This window comes from Streptomyces sp. NBC_01571 (assembly GCF_026339875.1).
GTDB lineage: Bacteria > Actinomycetota > Actinomycetes > Streptomycetales > Streptomycetaceae > Streptomyces.
In genome coordinates this window covers 635,622-650,954 of record NZ_JAPEPZ010000002.1, presented here as the reverse complement: position 1 = coordinate 650,954, position 15,333 = coordinate 635,622, and the positions used below count along the sequence as shown (strand labels likewise).

The window sequence follows — 15,333 nt, the reverse complement described above, 5'->3', positions numbered from 1 at the left end:
TCCGTCCGCTAGCCGACGCCGCCCAAGTCCGGACCGTCCTGACCTTGCGACCATCGCTGCACCGCCGCGTCCAGCTCCGGCCCGACGGGCGGCTTCAGTGGCTGTCCCAGTGCCCAGCCGATCACCGTCTCAGCGACGCTGCGCAGCTTGATGTTGGTGCGCTGCGAGACCTCCCGCAGTACCTCGAACCCGGCCGCCGGCGGAACGCGGCACAGCGCAGCGAGCACACCGATGGCCTGGTCGACTGTGGCGTGTGCGCCCACCGCGCGCCGCAGTTGGAGGTTCTCCTCTTCTACACGGGTGATCATCGCCGCATCAGGCGCGCCGTCCGGTGAGGGGTACGGCCCACGGGAAGTCGTCACGGTTGGTCCTTCGTACAAAAGTGGATCGGCACTCCCTTTACGCCTGCCCCGGTCGGAAGGAGCAAGGCACCACCATCCTGAAACGAAGATCACACACGAGCAGTGGGCGCTCCTGTGTATCGGACCAGGCGCCGGAAACCGGGAGACGGCGGGCGCCATCGAACGGACAGCACCGCTCGCCGCGCGACATCAGCGAACCGCGCCCTGGCCACCGGCGGCAACGACCCAGCCGCCCTCGAGGTGACAACGACCTCCTGCGTCGACTCCGCTTCCGCGCGCCGATGACGTGCGAACGACTCCATGGGGCGTGGAAGGAGCGATCGCGCTGCTGCACCGGTTCCGCCGCCTGTGCACCCGCTGGGAGATCCGCGACGACATCCACCACGCGTTCGTCACCCTCGGTTGAGCCGTCATCTGCTGGCGACGTCCGCGCACCGTACTTTGCCGGGAGCAAGGGCGGGCGATCGCCCCAGGGGAATGCCCTGCTCGATGGGTCAGAACGTACTCACAGTAGTCGGCCCGCGCAGCCTCACATCCGGGATCTCAGCACGTCCACCTCACAGCCCGGCGCGGACGGGTCGAAACCGTGCTCGACCAGCCAGCGAACCACCAGCAGGCTTCGTAGCGACCACCACGCGCGGATCACGTCGAGGTCGACGTCGGTGCCATAGCCGGCGATGAGGTCGTCGAGGTGCTCCTCGTGTCCGAGCGTGAAGGTGGCGAGGTCGTACAGGGCATCACCCTGGCCCGCCTCGGACCAGTCGATGATGCCGGTGACCTCGTCGCCGTCGACAAAGACGTGCGCGATCTGCAGGTCGCCGTGCGTGAACGCCGGAGTCCAAGGCCGGAGCGCGGCCTCGGCGACCTGGCGGTTGCGGGTGACCAGGTCGGCGGGCAGGACGCCGTTCGCCACGAGCAACTCGCACTCGTCGTCTAGTTCCGCCGCCAGCGCGACGATGCTGCGGCCGGCCCGGCCGGGCCGGGGCGGCAACGGCGCGTCGTGCAGCTTCCGGATGGCGGCGCCCGCCGCGGCCCACGCCGCCGGCGACCCGGTCGACGGGCCGCCGAGGCGCCCAAGCGTCGTCCCCGGGAGTGCAGCCGTCGCAAGCACGGACGGCTTGCACCACAGGACCGCCGGGGTCGGGACCGGCGCCAGGGCCATCGCCTCGACCTCGAGGTCGATGCGCGCCTGATCGGCGTCCACCTTCAGAAAAACGTCGCCGACGCGCAGGGTCGCGCGCTCGGAATGGGCGACGACGACTTCGACCTCATCCATGAGCGACCAGTATTCCGGGGATGGCCGCCGACGTCGCCCGGTTTGTCGTGTGCGATGACGCGGCTGATCGCGTCCCGCTGCCCGGCGGCCTCGTGCACGACACCGACTTCCGACCAGGTCGAGCCCACCACTTCTGTTGACAGTCCTCAGTGGAGAACGCGGTTCGCCATGGTGAACCGGCCGAGGATGGCCAGGAGTTGCGGGAGCCTCTCGACGCGGCGACGTACGTCCGGAAAGGCCAATTCGCCGCGCGCGCCAACGGCATTGTCTGCCTAGGGGTATTGCCGGTGATGACCGTGTGGGCCGTCGCCTCCTTCGTCCCGAAGGCCAAGGCGGTGGGCCTGTCTCAGGAAAGCGGGGGCACCGTTACTTCGACATCTTGCGGAGAAGCAGGAGGAGGCAGACGGCACGGAGATCTCAGGGGTCGTCACGGCCCTCGTGATGGGCATCGCCATCGGTCTCCTGGGCCGTCTCACCCTTCCCGGCCGTCAGCACGTCGGGGTGTTGTCGACCATTGTGGTCGGCATCGCCGCCGCCCTGCTCGGAACAGCCATCGCCGGTGTGTTCGACGTCGCGGACACCCAGGGTGTCGACTGGATCGAGCTGGCCTTCCAGATTGCCCTCGCTGCTTTCGGTGTTGCCGGGTTGGACCGCCTTCTGGGTGATGTCCCGTAAGTCTTGGGCTGGGACGGTGCGTTGTACTGGTAGATCAGCGTGGTGTCGCATTGCCGTCGGTGTCGGCGGTCTGGTGCCCGGAGGCGTCGTAGCCGCACTCCGTGGTGATGGACACGGTGTCGCTGACCGGAACGAGAGCCTCACCCCGATCGAGCGGCAGGAATGCAGCGGTACTTCTGATATGCCACGGCCGAGGGCGACGACGTCCTCGCAGTCGAGCGCCCTCGCGCCAAAGCATCCTCGGGGACTGCCATCTGAAAGGGCGACAACTGCTCAGGCGCCGCGCGCGTGCTTGCGCTCGTCGCGGGCCGCACGCCAGTTCCGTCCTGCCCTCTGCGCACGTTTCATGTACCAGTCCCGGAACTTCCACATGGCCACCAAGAACGGTGCCGCGATCAGGCCGAGGAGCATGGAACTGCTCCAATCCTCGTCCTTGCCGAAGTGCAGATACAGCACTACTCCCACGAACGCCAGAAGGAACAGCAGCAGAAACTTCACCGGCCTCGAAAGACTCATACAGGTCCGCCTACCCGCGATCCCGGCGCTGCACCAACTGCCGCCGCATGGACGCCGCGTGGCCCGCAATGACGCTCGCTTGCGAACCCCGCACACCACGACCGGAGGACGGACGCGCGTACCGGGTCCAAGCGCGAGCAGGCCTGGTCGCCTCGATGAGGCTGCCGAGTTGGGTGTTCAGCCCGGTGATGCGCAGGTGCGGTAGGGCGGGCCCGGGGCGTACTGGCGGGCGGCGCTTGCCACGCTTCGGCGCGGAAGGCCGCGCGGGTGCCTCCGCGGTGTTTCCCACCGCGGAGATTCCCGGTCTGCCCGCTGGTCCGACCTACGTCCACTGGGCCCCCGGCTCCGGGACGGCTCCGGCGGCACGGATGCCCGTCGTACCGGCGGCCGCGACGGCGAGGACGCGTACCCCGCCGATTCCGCCGGGGTCGACTCCTACGTGCCGCCGTACTGGAAGGGCGCCGAGATCGCCACACACCCGCTGCGGCACGGCGCCCGGCCGCGCGTCGTGCAGAGACTGACCGCCGGCACCGACCACGTGGGCGGCCACGTGCCGTCGGACACGGTGCTCTGCAACGCTCACGGGGTGCACAACGCGAGCGGACGAGCGGGGTCGGTTCGCGGGCGTGACCTGGGCGCCGGGAGCGGGCCGGGTGGAGAGGGCTCGGCCTGCCGCTGCTCGACAGTCGGCAAGGTTGGATCCGTCTGTCGGGTAGTCGGGCTGTCGTGGTTTGCCTTGCTCATCGTCAGCGGACGTAGGTCACCGTCTCGCCCAGCGGTGCCCGGCCTGTACGAGGGGCCCGCGCCGTGATGTCCTCGAATCCGACCGACATGCCGCAGAAGAGGATGAGCTCGTCCGGGGGTGTCAGGACCTCCGCCACGGTCTTGCGGTATTTCGCCCATGCCATCTGTGCGCAGCTGTGCAGTCCTTCGGCGCGGAGCAGCAGCATCACGGTCTGCAGATACATGCCGACGTCGGACCACTGGGGTCGGCCCATGGCACGGTCGATGTAGCAGAACAGCGCGACGGGCGCGCCGAAGCAGTCCCAGTTGGCGGCCGCGGCCCGCTGGCGTGCCTCCAGGTCTTCGCGCGGGATGCCGAGCGCACCGTAGCGCTGCTCGCCGAAGGCGGACCGGCGCTCGCGGTAGGGGGACTCCAGCACCGGCGGATACTGCTCGTACTCCGGTTCGTCCCAGGGGTCGCCCGAGGCCACCCGTTCGCCGGCGCGCTTCTTGAGCGTGGCCAGCGGCTCACCGGTCAGCACGTAGAGGTGCCACGGCTGAAGGTTCGATGCCGACGGTGCCCAGGCCGCTGCGTGCAGCACTCGCTCCAGTACCTCGCCGGGCACCTGCCTGTCGGTGAATGCGCGCGTTGCCTGTCGGCTTGCGACTGCCTCATAGACGTCCACGGCTTCCCACCTCCATCCGCTCTCACTTCACCGACCGCAGAAGAGCGTGAAATGTGACAGCCCTGGGCTACTTCCTGTGTGATGGGCCTGCCGGGAACCGCGCGCGGATGGCCGGCGGTAGGTATGGCGGAGCCTCGCCGACCGGGCCGCCGTCGGCCCTGTGCCCTGCGTCCGCGTCCCGCCAGGTCTGTGACTTGCTCGGCGCATGGCCGAAGTGGTCCGACCTCCGGTGGCGGCCGACGGCGCAGTGTGTACAGCGAACCCGGAGAACGGCAGCGCGAACCCGGAGGACGGGTGGGCGTATCCTCCGTATGCTAAGATAACACGAAGGTTCGTTTTGTTTCCGCATAGGATGGAACCATGCCCAAGGTCACGCAGGAGTACATGGACGCCCGCCGTGCGCAGATCTTGGACGCGGCGCGCCGCTGCTTCCTGCGCGAGGGATTCCATTCGACTTCCATGCAGGATCTCTTCGCGGAGTCGGGCCTCTCGGCCGGCGCCGTATACCGGCACTTCGCCAGCAAGAACGAGATGATCACGGCGATCGTCGAGGAGAACATGCGTGACGTCCTCGCGATGGTCAACAGCGTCGCCAGGAACCGGCCCAGCAGTTCGATCGGGGACCTCCTCGCCGATGTCCTCGAAATCGTGAAGACGAAGACCGCTGAGCAGAACGTCGCCGGGCTGGCCGTTCTGGCCTGGTCCGAATCACTGCGGAACCCCTCTCTGGCCAAACAGTTCGACGACCTGATGGCACAGATGCGCTCCGCCATGACCGATGTCATTCGCGAGAACCAGCAGGGCGGCAACCTCACACGCGCGGTGTCCGCGGAAGCGATCGCCGCCACACTGATGTGCATGCTGCCCGGCTACATTCTCCAGCTGGCGATGGGGGACTCCAAGGCGCTGGAGGGCGTTTCGGACGCCCTGCGGGCTCTCTGGCCGGATCCGGCGACGTCCTGACACGTCGACCCGTCGCACCGTGACGCCCGACCAGAAGCGCTCGGCAGACGCGTGCTGGTACTTCGTCGTTGACGACGGCCGACAGCGGGGAACTACGCGGCCTTCGCGGCGCCCCTGCCCTCGGCGTACGAGACAACCTCGTGCGCGAAGAACCTCCCCAGCGCGGCCACGTTTCCCGCGTGGGCACCCCCCGCGAAAGCCGTCAGGAACCGGTAGCAGTCAGCGGCGTTGGCAGTGGCGCGTTTCTCCGCCGTCAGATGCCCGCAGGCCCTGCTGACAGGTCTCCGCCGTCAGATGCCCTCGGGCCCGGCTGACAGGTCGGCGAGCGCCGGCCGGGGACTGACCGGCGATCTCCGTCCTCTGCTGGTCTGCTGGTCTGTGGAGGGGGCGTGGGTCTGCCGGCGCATCCGGGCCTCCTGGAGGGCGTCATCTGGCTGGTGCGACCACACGCGCCACCGTGAGGATGACCGGCTGCCTCATTCCTGGGCCGTGTGCCGGGCGTGCGAGTGCGGACGGTTCGTGGGTGAAGACGGCAAGGACGTCGGGGTCTCGTTTCCGGCCGGTGAATCCGCGCTCCTGCCGTCGGCAGCGGCGAGCTGTGCTGCGAGCGTCGCGTTCGCGACGGCGGGGGTTCGGCGACCGAGGACGACGGCGGTCAGCCCCAGAGTGCTCCACAGGGCGAGGACGGCGATGTGGCCACCGGATGCGGCGCCTTCGAAGTAGGCCGTGCTGCGCAGAAGATTCGCGCCGGCGCCCGGCGGCAGCCACTGGCCGATGTCGCCAACTGCTTTGGGCAGCAGTTCCGGTGCGGAGGTGATGCCGGAGAACGGGTTCCCCACGAAGACCATGAGCGCCGCACTGAGTCCGATCCCGGTAGGACCGATGAGGGTGATCAGGCCGACGCTGGTCGCGCTGATGGCGAGCATGGTGAGGGACAAGGCCCCCCACGTGGCCAGATGCTCGTGCGGCAGGGCGCCGAGGAGACCTTCGGCAACCAGGTAGGCGGCCAGACCCGTTGCTGCGCACGCGGCGAGCAGGTCGATGAGCCGGCGCCACACCGGCATCTGCGCACCCGACATCGCGATGAGAGCTGCGATCAGAATGCTGCATATGGTGAGGGGGAGGAGTGCCGAGTTGAAGACCACCCCCCGCGGGTCGTCGGCAGAGGTGGACACGACATCCGCCGTTCGGAGACTGACCTTGGGCACGGGCTTGGCCAGGCTCTTCCCCGCGGAGGGCCCAGCGGATGTGCCGGCGGCCGGCTTGGCGTGACTCGCAGGCAACTTGGCTGCGTGGGCGGCAAGTTGTTGGCCCGTCGTGGTGAGCAACTGGGCCACGGACGTACTCGCGGCAGTGGCTTCCAGCACCGTGACGTTGCCGGTGGTGACCACGAAGGCGCCGTAGACCTCCCGGTTCTTGATCGCGGAGCGCGCCGACGCCTGGTCGGGGTAGAGGTGGAAGTCGAATCCGCCCGGTTTGTTGTGCGCCAGGCCCTCGACCGCGTTCTGGCCGGCCGTGCTCGCGCCCACGACACCCACGGGCAGATCGCGGGGCGCGATGCGCGATGCGGGCCAGGCGTACGCCATCACGGCCAGCGAGATCACCAGCGGCAACGCCACGGTCATGATGACGGTCCGGCGCCATGAGAGCGGTCCCGCCGACAGGTTCTTCACTATGGTCATCCCTAAAAAGACGAACGATCGTTTTGTTAAGGCTTCAGTCTGCCGCCGACACTCCCGCGCGTCAATGCGAGCATTCGTTTTCTTGCGGGGAGCGGCCCGCCTCGCGGGGTGCCGGGGGTCATAGGCCAGGCGCCGGCTACGCCTGGTCTACGTCCTGCAGGTCACGGTGCTAGTTTTCGCCGTCGCGTCGGAGGCTGCCGAAACGGTTCGGGCGTGGTCGCCGGACTCGCGCACATGGTGAGGGCGGGCTGGTCGTCGGCGCTGTTGGACCAGCAGGACCCATCCGGTGATGCCGACCAGTCCCGGGGTGATCGTCCGGTAGAGGAGGTCGGCGGCTGTGGCGGCGCTGACGGGTACCCCACCGTGGTGCAGGGTGAGGACCAGGGCCGCGTCGAGTACGCCGATTCCCGCGGGCAGCAGCGGCACCGCGGACGCGGCTGTCATCCCGGCGATGTAGGCGAACAGCGCCGTGCTCAACGGGGGCGATGCTCCGACCGCATGGCATACGGCGAGCAGGCACGCGAAATCGCCACCCCAGTTGCACAGGGCCAGGCCGAGTCCCCACGCCCAGAACCGGGCCGGGGGGTGCATGGCGGCCAGTTCGTCGAGCAACCGGTCGGCCGACGTCTGTACCCCGGCGCCGCGGCGCAGCCCGCGCAGCAGGTGAAGCAAAGCACGCACGGGCCGACGCAGCACCGCGGGATGGCGGACCAACGCGAACACGGCGCTGGTGAGGGCACAGATCGCCCCGACGCGGACGGCGACCGAGAGGAGCTGAGCGCTGTCGCCCGAGAGAAGGTGACCGGCGCCGGCGAACAAGGCGAGCGCGACCGTGCTCAGAACACCGGTCGCCGCGTGCGCAAAACCGATCTGAGACGCGCTGGCTCCCCAAGAACGCATGCGGCGCGTCCGGTAGGTGATCGAGAGCAGGCTACCGCCGGGCAGGGTCGCGCCCACCGCGTTGCCGGCGAAGACGGTGGCTGCGGCAGAACCGAGCCGGACGCGTAGTCCGCCGGTACCGAGCGCGTGCCGTTGCAGGCGGGCGAACATCATCATGGAAATCAACTCGCCGGCAACGGCCGGCAGGATCCACGCCAGTTGGGCTTGGGCCATCTCCCCTGCGGCCCGACGTGTGTAGGGCGCGATCAGCACCAGTTCGGCACTCATCGCCACCGCGACGGCACCTCCCATCAGCGCACTGCGCCGGCGCAAGGGCAGCAGGGACATGAACCGGCCTGTCCGGTCAGCCTGCTCCGCACGCCGGTGAGCCTGCTCCGCACGGCCTGCCGTGTCCGCGTCCTGATCGTGTGCGCTGTCGCTGTCGCTGTCGCTGTCGGTATCGGCTCCGTGCGACCCGCACATCATTGCGACGGCCAGTGAGGCAGGACGCGGAACGAGCCCTCTAGGTGCACCTGGCATCGTGTGCGCTCCGGGAACGCCAGGTTCCACAGGCGCGCGACGAAATGAACGTCAAGGCCGGCGGGTGCGGCACGGCCCCGTCCCGTGCCGACGGCGCAGGGGAATGGGTCGGCGACGTCGAGACGCGCCAGGGGTGCGACGTCGGTGATGCCGTTGATCGTGAGTACGGCGATGGGGGCCCGGGAAGTGACGCCTTGATCGACGGGGCGGTAGCGGACCAGCCGCAGCTCTCCTGCAGATCCGGCGAGTTGACGGCCTACGTCTGTACGGCGCGACCAAGAGCGCCGGGAGCGGCGCTCTTCGACGTTGTCCGATATCCGAAAGCGCACCAGACCTTCTGCCGGTCTTCTGCCGGCACGGCTGACGAGGAAGGCTTCCACGAGGTGCAGGGGCAGAGGTGAGGAGGCCTGGCCGCGACGCCGACCGCACAGCCAGCTGTCGGCCTCGCCGCTGCCGCTGACTGGTGGCCTGCGACCGACATCCGGGTGGTCCCCGGCGCCCGGAGGCAGGGGAAGGGGAGGATAGATCATGGTGGACTGCCTAGGGGGAAGCTTCGGGTGGGGACTCGGGCGGCCTGCCCAGGCCGGTTCGGGAGTGTTCCGGGCGACCGGCAGGGGTGACCGGGCCCGGCCGGTTCCTCGGCCCGGCGGCAGTTCCCCCCGCCGTCTCGGCAACCCGTGCCCGACCGGTGAAGCCGAGGGCCATGGAAGCGGATGTCGCACGGACGGGGGCACGCTGGCCATCGGGCGTTCTCACGCCATGACCGCGGGCTGCCGTGCGAGCCAGTCCTGGGTGAGCGAGTAGCCGGCCTGGATCAGCCGCCGGGTGTCGCTGAAGTCGATGAGGCTACCCACCGGGGTGTCGGCGGCCGGCAGACGTACGACCGACCCGCGTACCGCCGCCACGTCCCGCCGCTCGCGCTCATCCAGGATGTGGCCCACTGCCTGGTAGGCGGCGAACAGGACCGCATGCGCCTGACGGCCCGTCTGCTTCGTGACCGCAGCAGGCAGCACGTAGATTTTGGTCGCGCCGAGTGCTTCCGCCTGGAGTACGGGCGTGTCCGCCGACACACCACCATCGATGAGCCGATGCTCCCCGACGCGCACCGGAGGGTACAACCCCGGGAAGGCCGCGGAAGCGAGCAGCGCTGAGACGGCGTTCCCCCGGGACAGAACGACCGCGGCGCCGGTCTCGAAATCGGTCGCCACGACGTGCACCGGCACGACGACGTCCTCGAGCCGTCCGACGCCGACCCCGAACCGCAGCAACTTCCCCAAGCCCGCGCTCGAGACGGCCGCTTCCCCACGCCCCACCACGGCCATGACCAGAGTCCGGAGGGAAATCGGTGCGACGTGCCGACGCTTGATGTTCAGCCACAGTGCTTCCAGCCGGTCGATGCCCTCGATGCTCGGGTCGGCGGCGAACGCAACGCCGTTGAGCGCACCAGCCGAAGACCCCACTACGAGATCTGGCGTGATCCCCGCCCGCGTGAGCGCCCGCAGCGCGCCGACCTGTGACGCGCACAGACTGCCACCGCCCTGCAGTACGAACGCCACGACGTCGGGCGACGCCGACTCAGCCGTGGAAGGCATGGGCAGGACCCCGTCTTCCCGGGGAACCTGAAACGGAGCGATCGCCGGTCTTCCGGCTCGCAGGGTACTCACGCCGCCTCCGCCCTTCCGGGAACAATCGTTCTTTTTAACGGTCTCCATCCTGCGGCACGGACGGAAGAGACGTCAAGACGAACATTCGTTTTCCTTGTGAGAGGGGAAGCCTTCGCCGCCAAAGCCCTCGCCGACGCCCCCACAGGAGGCGCGAAGGAGGCCCACCGGTGCGCGGCCAACGAACGATCCCGCGTTCCCGCCGCGTGTATCTGGTCGGGGTGCGGCATGGCGGCGTGCGGACCGGTGACGGCGCCGAGGCTGCAGCCGAGCATTGATGAAGATCGGCGAGGCCGCGCTAGCCGAGCCCCCCCCGGCGGCGCCGCGCGGTATGCCGGCAGGACTCGGACGGTATTGGTCGTGGCCAGCGACATCGCGGCCCATCCCGACAGCGTGGTGGGCGAGATCGCCGCACGCACCGGCTTGCCGCAGAGTCAGGTGTCGACGGCTGTCGCCCGACTGAAGGAGGCCGGCTCGGCGCAGGCCGTCACGGACCCGGACGGTTCACGGACTGTGAAGGCTCCACGCAGCCTGAATCACCGCAGCTGATCGACTGCTCCTGATTTACGCCTCGTCGGGCCGATGAGATTGCCTGCCGCCTGAAGTCCTCCCCTTTGACATTCCGGCCCCCCGACGGGGCGGGAAGCGGAGCATCCCCATGGCATGGAGGGGAGAGGGAGGCCAGCATGAGCAGTCCGATTCGGTTGTACATGTCGATGTCGCTGGACGGCTACATCGCCGGTCCGGACGATCGACCGGGCCAGGAGCTCGGACACGCCGGTGGGCGGCTTTTCAACTGGCTCGACGACCGGGAATCGGACGGTCCCAGCGGACAGGTTCATCGAGAGGCGCTGGCGACCGGCGCGGTGATCTCGGGCCGTCGGACCTTCGAACTCGCCGGGCGTTGGCAGGGCGACCATCACGACGGTGTGCCGATCTTCGTCCTCACCCATCACGTGGATGACGGGGACGTGCCACCAGGCCACGCGCGATTCGTCACCGACGTCGAGGACTGCGCCCGTCAGGCTCGCGCGGCCGCCGGGGACCGCCCGGTCATGGTCCATGGGACGGGCGCGGCCCAAGCGCTCCTCCGAGCGGGGCACATCGACGAGATGGAGATCCACCTGGTGCAGGTCCTCCTCGGGGACGGCCGACGACTCTTCGACCACCTCGGTGGTGATCCCATCGAACTCGACCTCGTCCGACGGCTCGAGGACCGAGACGTCACGCACCTCCGCTACCGGGTATGCCGCCCCAAAGAGGCCGCATGAAGACGCTCTTCGTCGCCTACCGCGTCACCGACCTGGACCGCTCGCTCGATTTCTACACCGTGTTGGGCTATGTCGAGCTGGGCAGGGTCGACAGCAGGGAAGGGAGTCACCTCGTGATCCTCAAGTTCCCCGGCGAACCGGCGGCGTCGCTCGAACTCGTCCACCGTCCCGCTGGCGGACGCGTCGACGTGGGCGGAGGTTTCGACCACCTCGCGATCCAGGTGGACGCACTGGCCGCCACCCTGGAGCGGCTGACCGACGCCGGCCTGGAGCCGGGACCTGTCGGGTACCCGGGCGGGCCTCGCGGCCCGAAGACGTCATGGCTCACCGAACCGGACGGCTACCGGATCGAGTTGGTGGAGTGGCCGCCCGGACACCTCGACGGCATCACCGCCGCGGACTTCTCCTGAGCGGTCCGGTGAGCGGAGCGGACCGTGTCAGCCCGCATCGACGCGGACGCCCTCGCCGAGGACACGGCCACGGACAAGAAGTCCGGGCAGACTCTTCTACTCGGCCAGGGCACCAGTCTGGAGCAGGCGTGCTTCGCGGCGAGTCGCGCTTTTGTGAGCGGACGCGGGGTGCCCTCCAGGGGGCACCCCGCGCCGTTGACTGTCTGCCCTTTGGGAAACCCGCCGACGTGCTTGCAGCATCGTTGTCCGACTGCGCGGAACGGACAGAGCAGTGAGCATCCGGCTCGATCGAAATCCACCGCGAAGCACCGGCCACCGTCCCGGCTCGACCAGCATCGGCTGCACGATCTCGCCGGCCGCCCCTGAGGCCGATGCGGATGGAGTTGGGCCGGCCGCCCCTGAGGCCGATGCGGATGGAGTTGGACCGGCGATCAGGGCACGATGTAGTTCGCGGCGCGGAACAGTTCGTACCATTCCGCACGGGTCAGTGGTACGTCCGATCCGAGGGCGGCGTCCGCGACGCGCTGCGGTGTGGTCGTGCCGATGACCACCTGCATCCGGGCGGGGTGCCGGGTGATCCAGGCTGTCGCGATGGCCAGGGAGGGCACACCGTACTTCGCCGCCAGACGGTCGATGACGGCGTTGAGCTCGGGGTGGCGCTCCGAGCCGAGGAACGGTCCGTCGAAGAAGCCGGCCTGGAACGGTGACCAGGCCTGCACGGTGATGTCGTGCAGGCGGCAGTAGTCCAGGAGCCCCTCGTCGCGGCTGACCGACTGGTCGAGGCCCTGCATGTTGGCTGCGACGCCTTGCGCGATGAGCGGGGCGTGCGTGATCGACAGCTGGAGCTGGTTCGCCACCAGCGGCTGACTGACGTGGCGCTTCAGCAGGTCGATCTGCCGGGGGGTGTGGTTCGAGACGCCGAAGGCCCGCACCTTGCCTGCCGTGGCGAGCTCGTCGAACGCACGCGCGACTTCTTCGGGTTCGACCAGCGCGTCGGGACGGTGCAGCAGCAGGATGTCGAGGTAGTCGGTGCCCAGGGCCTTGAGTGAACCGTCTACCGACTCGATGATGTGGTCGTAGGAGAAGTCGAAGTACGGGCCTTCGCGGACGATGCCCGCCTTCGACTGGATGATCAACTTTTCGCGCTGCGAGGGGCTCAGTCGCATCGCCTCGGCGAAACGGCGCTCGCAACCGTGCAACTCGCTGCCGTACACGTCGGCGTGATCGAGGAATGTGATGCCGGCGTCCATCGCGGTGGCGAGGAGCTCTCGCACCTCCGCGTCGCTCTTGTCCTGGATGCGCATGAGGCCGAGCACGATGTTCGGGACGACCATTTCGGTGCCGGGCAGCTTGAAAGTCTTCACGATCGGATCCTTGTCCATAAGTGGTATTCGGTGCCGGTGCCGGTGCCGGTGCCGGGCGCCTCAGGCCGCCGACAGGCGGGAAATCTGCTCGGGAGTGAGCTGGACGTCGGTGGCGGCCGCTGAGTCACTGATGCTTTCGGGGCGAGAGGACCCGGGAATCGGGACCACCACGGGCGCGAGGGCGAGCTCCCAGGCCAGGGTCACCCGGTAGACGCTGACGCCCACCTCGTCCGCGACCTCCCGGAAAGCGGCGTGCTGCGCCGAGAGTTCGGGCGCGTTCGCTATGCCGCCCAGCGGGCTCCAGGGCAGGAACGCGATTCCTAGTTCGTTGCAGCGTTCCAGCTCGCGCAGACTTGAACGGAACCTGGGCGAGAACTGGTTCTGGACCGAGTCGAGCCGACCGCCCAGGATCTCGTTAGCCTCGTCGATCTGGTCCACGGTCGCGTTCGAGATGCCCGCCATGAGGATCACGCCCTCGTCGAGCAGGTCACGGATTGCACCGATCGAATCGGCGTACGGGACGCTCGGGTCGGGGCGGTGGAACTGGTAGAGGCCGATCGCCTCGACGCCCAGACGCTTGGCCGACTCCTTGGCGGCCTGCTTGAGATGGGCGGGGGTGCCGTTCACCGTCCAACTGCCGTCGCCGGGCCGCAGGTGACCGCCCTTCGTCGCGACGAGCACGTCGTCCGCTCCGCGGCCGTACGCGCGCAGAGCCCGGGCGATGAGCTCCTCGTTGTGTCCGACCTCGCCGGCGTCGCGGTGATACGCGTCCGCCGTGTCGATGAGCGTGACACCGGCATCGAGCGCAGCGTGGATCGTCGCGAGCGATCTGTGGGTGTCGGGGCGGCCCTCAATGGACATCGGCATGCCGCCGAGCCCGATCGCCGACACCGTCTTTCCGCCGATCGTGCGTTGCTTCATCGAACGTCCCCTCCGGATGTGGAAGACAGGTGGTCGAGGTCTTCTCGCACGGAAGGCCTGCCCGGCCGAGCCTAGGAATCAATGATTCGCAAGTCCAACAGTTGCTGGTCATGGCATTGAGAACTGGAATGGATAAGTGACTCCTCCTCCTCGTGAACGAGGGGGTTTCTCGCTATGCCGGTTGGGCTTCGCGACGGGCCAGCCCGGCCCGTAGAACGTTGAGCGCGCCCACGGTGTCGGCGTGCGTCTGGTGGTCGCAGTTTTGACAGTGGAACTTCTCCTGTGCGGGCCGGTTCTCCGCTGCGACGTGCCCGCATTCGGGGCAGGTGCGGGAGGTGTTGCGGGGGTCCACGGCGATCACTTCCCGTCCGGCGCTTTCAGCCTTGGCGTGCAGGATCGTCAGGAACACCCCCCATCCGGCATCCGAGATCGAGTGGTTGAGTCCGGCCTTGGCGGCAGCCCCGTTGGGTAGGAAGGTGCCTGGGGTCGTGGGGTCCGGCTTCGGGGCGGGAGCCTTGACCATATTGCGAATCTTGAGGTCTTCGTGCGCGATGAAGTCGTGTGCGCGCACGAGGTCGAGGGCGGTCTTGTGTGCGTGGTCGAGGCGGCGGTGCCGGACTTTGCGGTGCAGGTCGGCGACCTTCTGAACGGCCTGCTGGTGGTTCTTGGTGCGCTTGTCACGGTGCACCCGGGGGAAGCGGGACAGCGCCCGCTGTGCGGCTTCGAGTTTCGCGGCGGCGCGGCGGCCGTGGCGCGGGTTGGGCGCGAACTCGCCGTTGGAGTCAGCAAGGAAGTTGGCTATGCCCATGTCGATGCCGACCACGCTGCCGGTCGCGGGCAGCGGCTTTGGCTGGGGCTGCTCGGCGGTCAGGATCACGTACCAGCGCTTGCCTTCGCGCTTGACGGAGACGGTCTTGATCTTGCCGACCACGGGCCGGTGCTGGTTGACCTTGACGTGCCCGACGCCTTGGAAGCGGACACGGGTGACCGGGTCGTGCGGGGTGGAGTTCCAGCGGCAGCCGTCGCCGTCCTTGGGGAAGTCGACGGTGTCGAACCAGTTGTTGCCCCGGAAACGGGGGTAGCCCGGCGTCTCGCCGGACTTGACCCGGCGGAAGAACGCGGCGAACGCCTTGTCCAGACGGCGCAACGTCGCCTGCTGCGACGAGAACGACCAGCGAGCCTGACGTTGCGGGTCGAACGCCCGGATGTCCTTGAGCTGCGCGGACTGCTGCCCGTACGTCACGCTCGTCTTCGAGGCGTGCCGGTAGGCGTCGCGGCGTTCCTGCAAGGCTCCGTTGTAGAGCGAGCAATGGTCTCGCAGCATCTCGCCGAGCGCGGTTGTCTGGCGAACGGTGGGCCGCATGAGGAACTTGTACGCACGGATCATCCGGCCCACCCCCTTCC

General features: G+C 68.6%; 17 protein-coding genes. 5 read left to right on the top strand and 12 right to left on the bottom strand.

Annotated features, from left to right (window positions below; translation table 11 throughout):
* Nucleotides 1-8: 8 nt before the first annotated feature.
* Nucleotides 9-362: an ANTAR domain-containing protein gene (locus OHB41_RS46095; RefSeq protein ID WP_266707729.1), complete on the bottom strand. Its 354-nt coding sequence runs from the start codon at nt 360-362 to the stop codon at nt 9-11.
* Between the two features lie 529 nt (nt 363-891).
* Nucleotides 892-1,638, bottom strand: coding sequence for a phosphotransferase family protein (locus OHB41_RS46090; RefSeq protein WP_266707727.1), 747 nt, complete (start codon nt 1,636-1,638; stop codon nt 892-894).
* A gap of 441 nt (nt 1,639-2,079) precedes the next feature.
* Between OHB41_RS46090 and OHB41_RS46085 the strand changes: the two genes are divergently transcribed.
* Nucleotides 2,080-2,313 (top strand): GlsB/YeaQ/YmgE family stress response membrane protein, encoded by a 234-nt coding sequence (locus OHB41_RS46085; RefSeq protein WP_266707725.1) that lies wholly within the window; start codon nt 2,080-2,082, stop codon nt 2,311-2,313.
* A 273-nt stretch (nt 2,314-2,586) separates the two neighbouring features.
* On the opposite strand, the gene OHB41_RS46080 is transcribed toward OHB41_RS46085, so the two are convergent.
* From OHB41_RS46080 to OHB41_RS46070, 3 genes are all read right to left on the bottom strand, one after another.
* The gene (locus OHB41_RS46080; RefSeq protein ID WP_266707723.1) at nt 2,587-2,829 is read right to left on the bottom strand and encodes a hypothetical protein; all 243 of its coding nucleotides are present in this window, start codon (nt 2,827-2,829) and stop codon (nt 2,587-2,589) included.
* Between the two features lie 322 nt (nt 2,830-3,151).
* Nucleotides 3,152-3,412 carry a hypothetical protein gene (locus OHB41_RS46075; protein WP_266707720.1) on the bottom strand — a complete coding sequence of 87 codons (261 nt, stop codon included), beginning with the start codon at nt 3,410-3,412 and terminating at the stop codon, nt 3,152-3,154.
* 163 nt (nt 3,413-3,575) lie between these two features.
* Nucleotides 3,576-4,238: a nitroreductase gene (locus OHB41_RS46070; RefSeq protein ID WP_266707718.1), complete on the bottom strand. Its 663-nt coding sequence runs from the start codon at nt 4,236-4,238 to the stop codon at nt 3,576-3,578.
* A 360-nt stretch (nt 4,239-4,598) separates the two neighbouring features.
* Between OHB41_RS46070 and OHB41_RS46065 the strand changes: the two genes are divergently transcribed.
* Nucleotides 4,599-5,201, top strand: coding sequence for a TetR/AcrR family transcriptional regulator (locus OHB41_RS46065; RefSeq protein WP_266707716.1), 603 nt, complete (start codon nt 4,599-4,601; stop codon nt 5,199-5,201).
* A gap of 476 nt (nt 5,202-5,677) precedes the next feature.
* Here OHB41_RS46065 and OHB41_RS46060 read toward each other — a convergent pair whose 3' ends face one another.
* The 4 genes from OHB41_RS46060 to OHB41_RS46045 form a co-directional block, all read right to left on the bottom strand.
* A complete protein-coding gene (locus OHB41_RS46060) occupies nt 5,678-6,883 on the bottom strand; it encodes an ABC transporter permease (RefSeq protein WP_266707714.1) in 1,206 nt (401 codons plus the stop codon).
* A gap of 147 nt (nt 6,884-7,030) precedes the next feature.
* Nucleotides 7,031-8,110: a lysylphosphatidylglycerol synthase transmembrane domain-containing protein gene (locus tag OHB41_RS46055; RefSeq protein ID WP_266707712.1), complete on the bottom strand. Its 1,080-nt coding sequence runs from the start codon at nt 8,108-8,110 to the stop codon at nt 7,031-7,033.
* 134 nt (nt 8,111-8,244) lie between these two features.
* On the bottom strand, nt 8,245-8,682 hold the full coding sequence (locus OHB41_RS46050; protein WP_266707710.1) for a hypothetical protein: 438 nt from the start codon (nt 8,680-8,682) through the stop codon (nt 8,245-8,247).
* Between the two features lie 372 nt (nt 8,683-9,054).
* Complete coding sequence (locus OHB41_RS46045) at nt 9,055-9,894, bottom strand: patatin-like phospholipase family protein (RefSeq protein ID WP_266707708.1); 840 nt, start codon at nt 9,892-9,894, stop codon at nt 9,055-9,057.
* A gap of 429 nt (nt 9,895-10,323) precedes the next feature.
* Between OHB41_RS46045 and OHB41_RS46040 the strand changes: the two genes are divergently transcribed.
* The 3 genes from OHB41_RS46040 to OHB41_RS46030 all read left to right on the top strand — a co-directional run bounded on the left by OHB41_RS46040 (nt 10,324) and on the right by OHB41_RS46030 (nt 11,644).
* Nucleotides 10,324-10,512 (top strand): MarR family transcriptional regulator, encoded by a 189-nt coding sequence (locus OHB41_RS46040; protein WP_266707706.1) that lies wholly within the window; start codon nt 10,324-10,326, stop codon nt 10,510-10,512.
* 137 nt (nt 10,513-10,649) lie between these two features.
* Nucleotides 10,650-11,234, top strand: coding sequence for a dihydrofolate reductase family protein (locus OHB41_RS46035; protein ID WP_266707704.1), 585 nt, complete (start codon nt 10,650-10,652; stop codon nt 11,232-11,234).
* Nucleotides 11,231-11,644 (top strand): VOC family protein, encoded by a 414-nt coding sequence (locus tag OHB41_RS46030; RefSeq protein ID WP_266707702.1) that lies wholly within the window; start codon nt 11,231-11,233, stop codon nt 11,642-11,644. Before OHB41_RS46035 ends, OHB41_RS46030 begins: the two co-directional genes overlap by 4 nt.
* Before the next feature lie 431 nt (nt 11,645-12,075).
* Here OHB41_RS46030 and OHB41_RS46025 read toward each other — a convergent pair whose 3' ends face one another.
* The 3 genes from OHB41_RS46025 to OHB41_RS46015 all read right to left on the bottom strand — a co-directional run bounded on the left by OHB41_RS46025 (nt 12,076) and on the right by OHB41_RS46015 (nt 15,316).
* Nucleotides 12,076-13,008 (bottom strand): aldo/keto reductase, encoded by a 933-nt coding sequence (locus OHB41_RS46025; protein ID WP_266707700.1) that lies wholly within the window; start codon nt 13,006-13,008, stop codon nt 12,076-12,078.
* Between the two features lie 60 nt (nt 13,009-13,068).
* A complete protein-coding gene (locus OHB41_RS46020; protein WP_266707698.1) occupies nt 13,069-13,929 on the bottom strand; it encodes an aldo/keto reductase in 861 nt (286 codons plus the stop codon).
* Between the two features lie 172 nt (nt 13,930-14,101).
* Nucleotides 14,102-15,316 (bottom strand): RNA-guided endonuclease InsQ/TnpB family protein, encoded by a 1,215-nt coding sequence (locus OHB41_RS46015; RefSeq protein WP_266707696.1) that lies wholly within the window; start codon nt 15,314-15,316, stop codon nt 14,102-14,104.
* Between the last annotated feature and the right edge of the window lie 17 nt (nt 15,317-15,333).

What these genes read in the sequence shown, in the direction of transcription:
- OHB41_RS46090 (WP_266707727.1), bottom strand. Translation starts at nt 1,638, where the DNA reads ATGGATGAGGTCGAAGTCGTCGTCGCCCATTCCGAGCGCGCGACCCTG.
- OHB41_RS46085 (WP_266707725.1), top strand. Translation starts at nt 2,080, where the DNA reads ATGGGCATCGCCATCGGTCTCCTGGGCCGTCTCACCCTTCCCGGCCGT.
- OHB41_RS46080 (WP_266707723.1), bottom strand. Translation starts at nt 2,829, where the DNA reads ATGAGTCTTTCGAGGCCGGTGAAGTTTCTGCTGCTGTTCCTTCTGGCG.
- OHB41_RS46065 (WP_266707716.1), top strand. Translation starts at nt 4,599, where the DNA reads ATGCCCAAGGTCACGCAGGAGTACATGGACGCCCGCCGTGCGCAGATC.
- OHB41_RS46060 (WP_266707714.1), bottom strand. Translation starts at nt 6,883, where the DNA reads ATGACCATAGTGAAGAACCTGTCGGCGGGACCGCTCTCATGGCGCCGG.
- OHB41_RS46055 (WP_266707712.1), bottom strand. Translation starts at nt 8,110, where the DNA reads ATGTCCCTGCTGCCCTTGCGCCGGCGCAGTGCGCTGATGGGAGGTGCC.
- OHB41_RS46045 (WP_266707708.1), bottom strand. Translation starts at nt 9,894, where the DNA reads ATGCCTTCCACGGCTGAGTCGGCGTCGCCCGACGTCGTGGCGTTCGTA.
- OHB41_RS46035 (WP_266707704.1), top strand. Translation starts at nt 10,650, where the DNA reads ATGAGCAGTCCGATTCGGTTGTACATGTCGATGTCGCTGGACGGCTAC.
- OHB41_RS46030 (WP_266707702.1), top strand. Translation starts at nt 11,231, where the DNA reads ATGAAGACGCTCTTCGTCGCCTACCGCGTCACCGACCTGGACCGCTCG.
- OHB41_RS46020 (WP_266707698.1), bottom strand. Translation starts at nt 13,929, where the DNA reads ATGAAGCAACGCACGATCGGCGGAAAGACGGTGTCGGCGATCGGGCTC.
- OHB41_RS46015 (WP_266707696.1), bottom strand. Translation starts at nt 15,316, where the DNA reads ATGATCCGTGCGTACAAGTTCCTCATGCGGCCCACCGTTCGCCAGACA.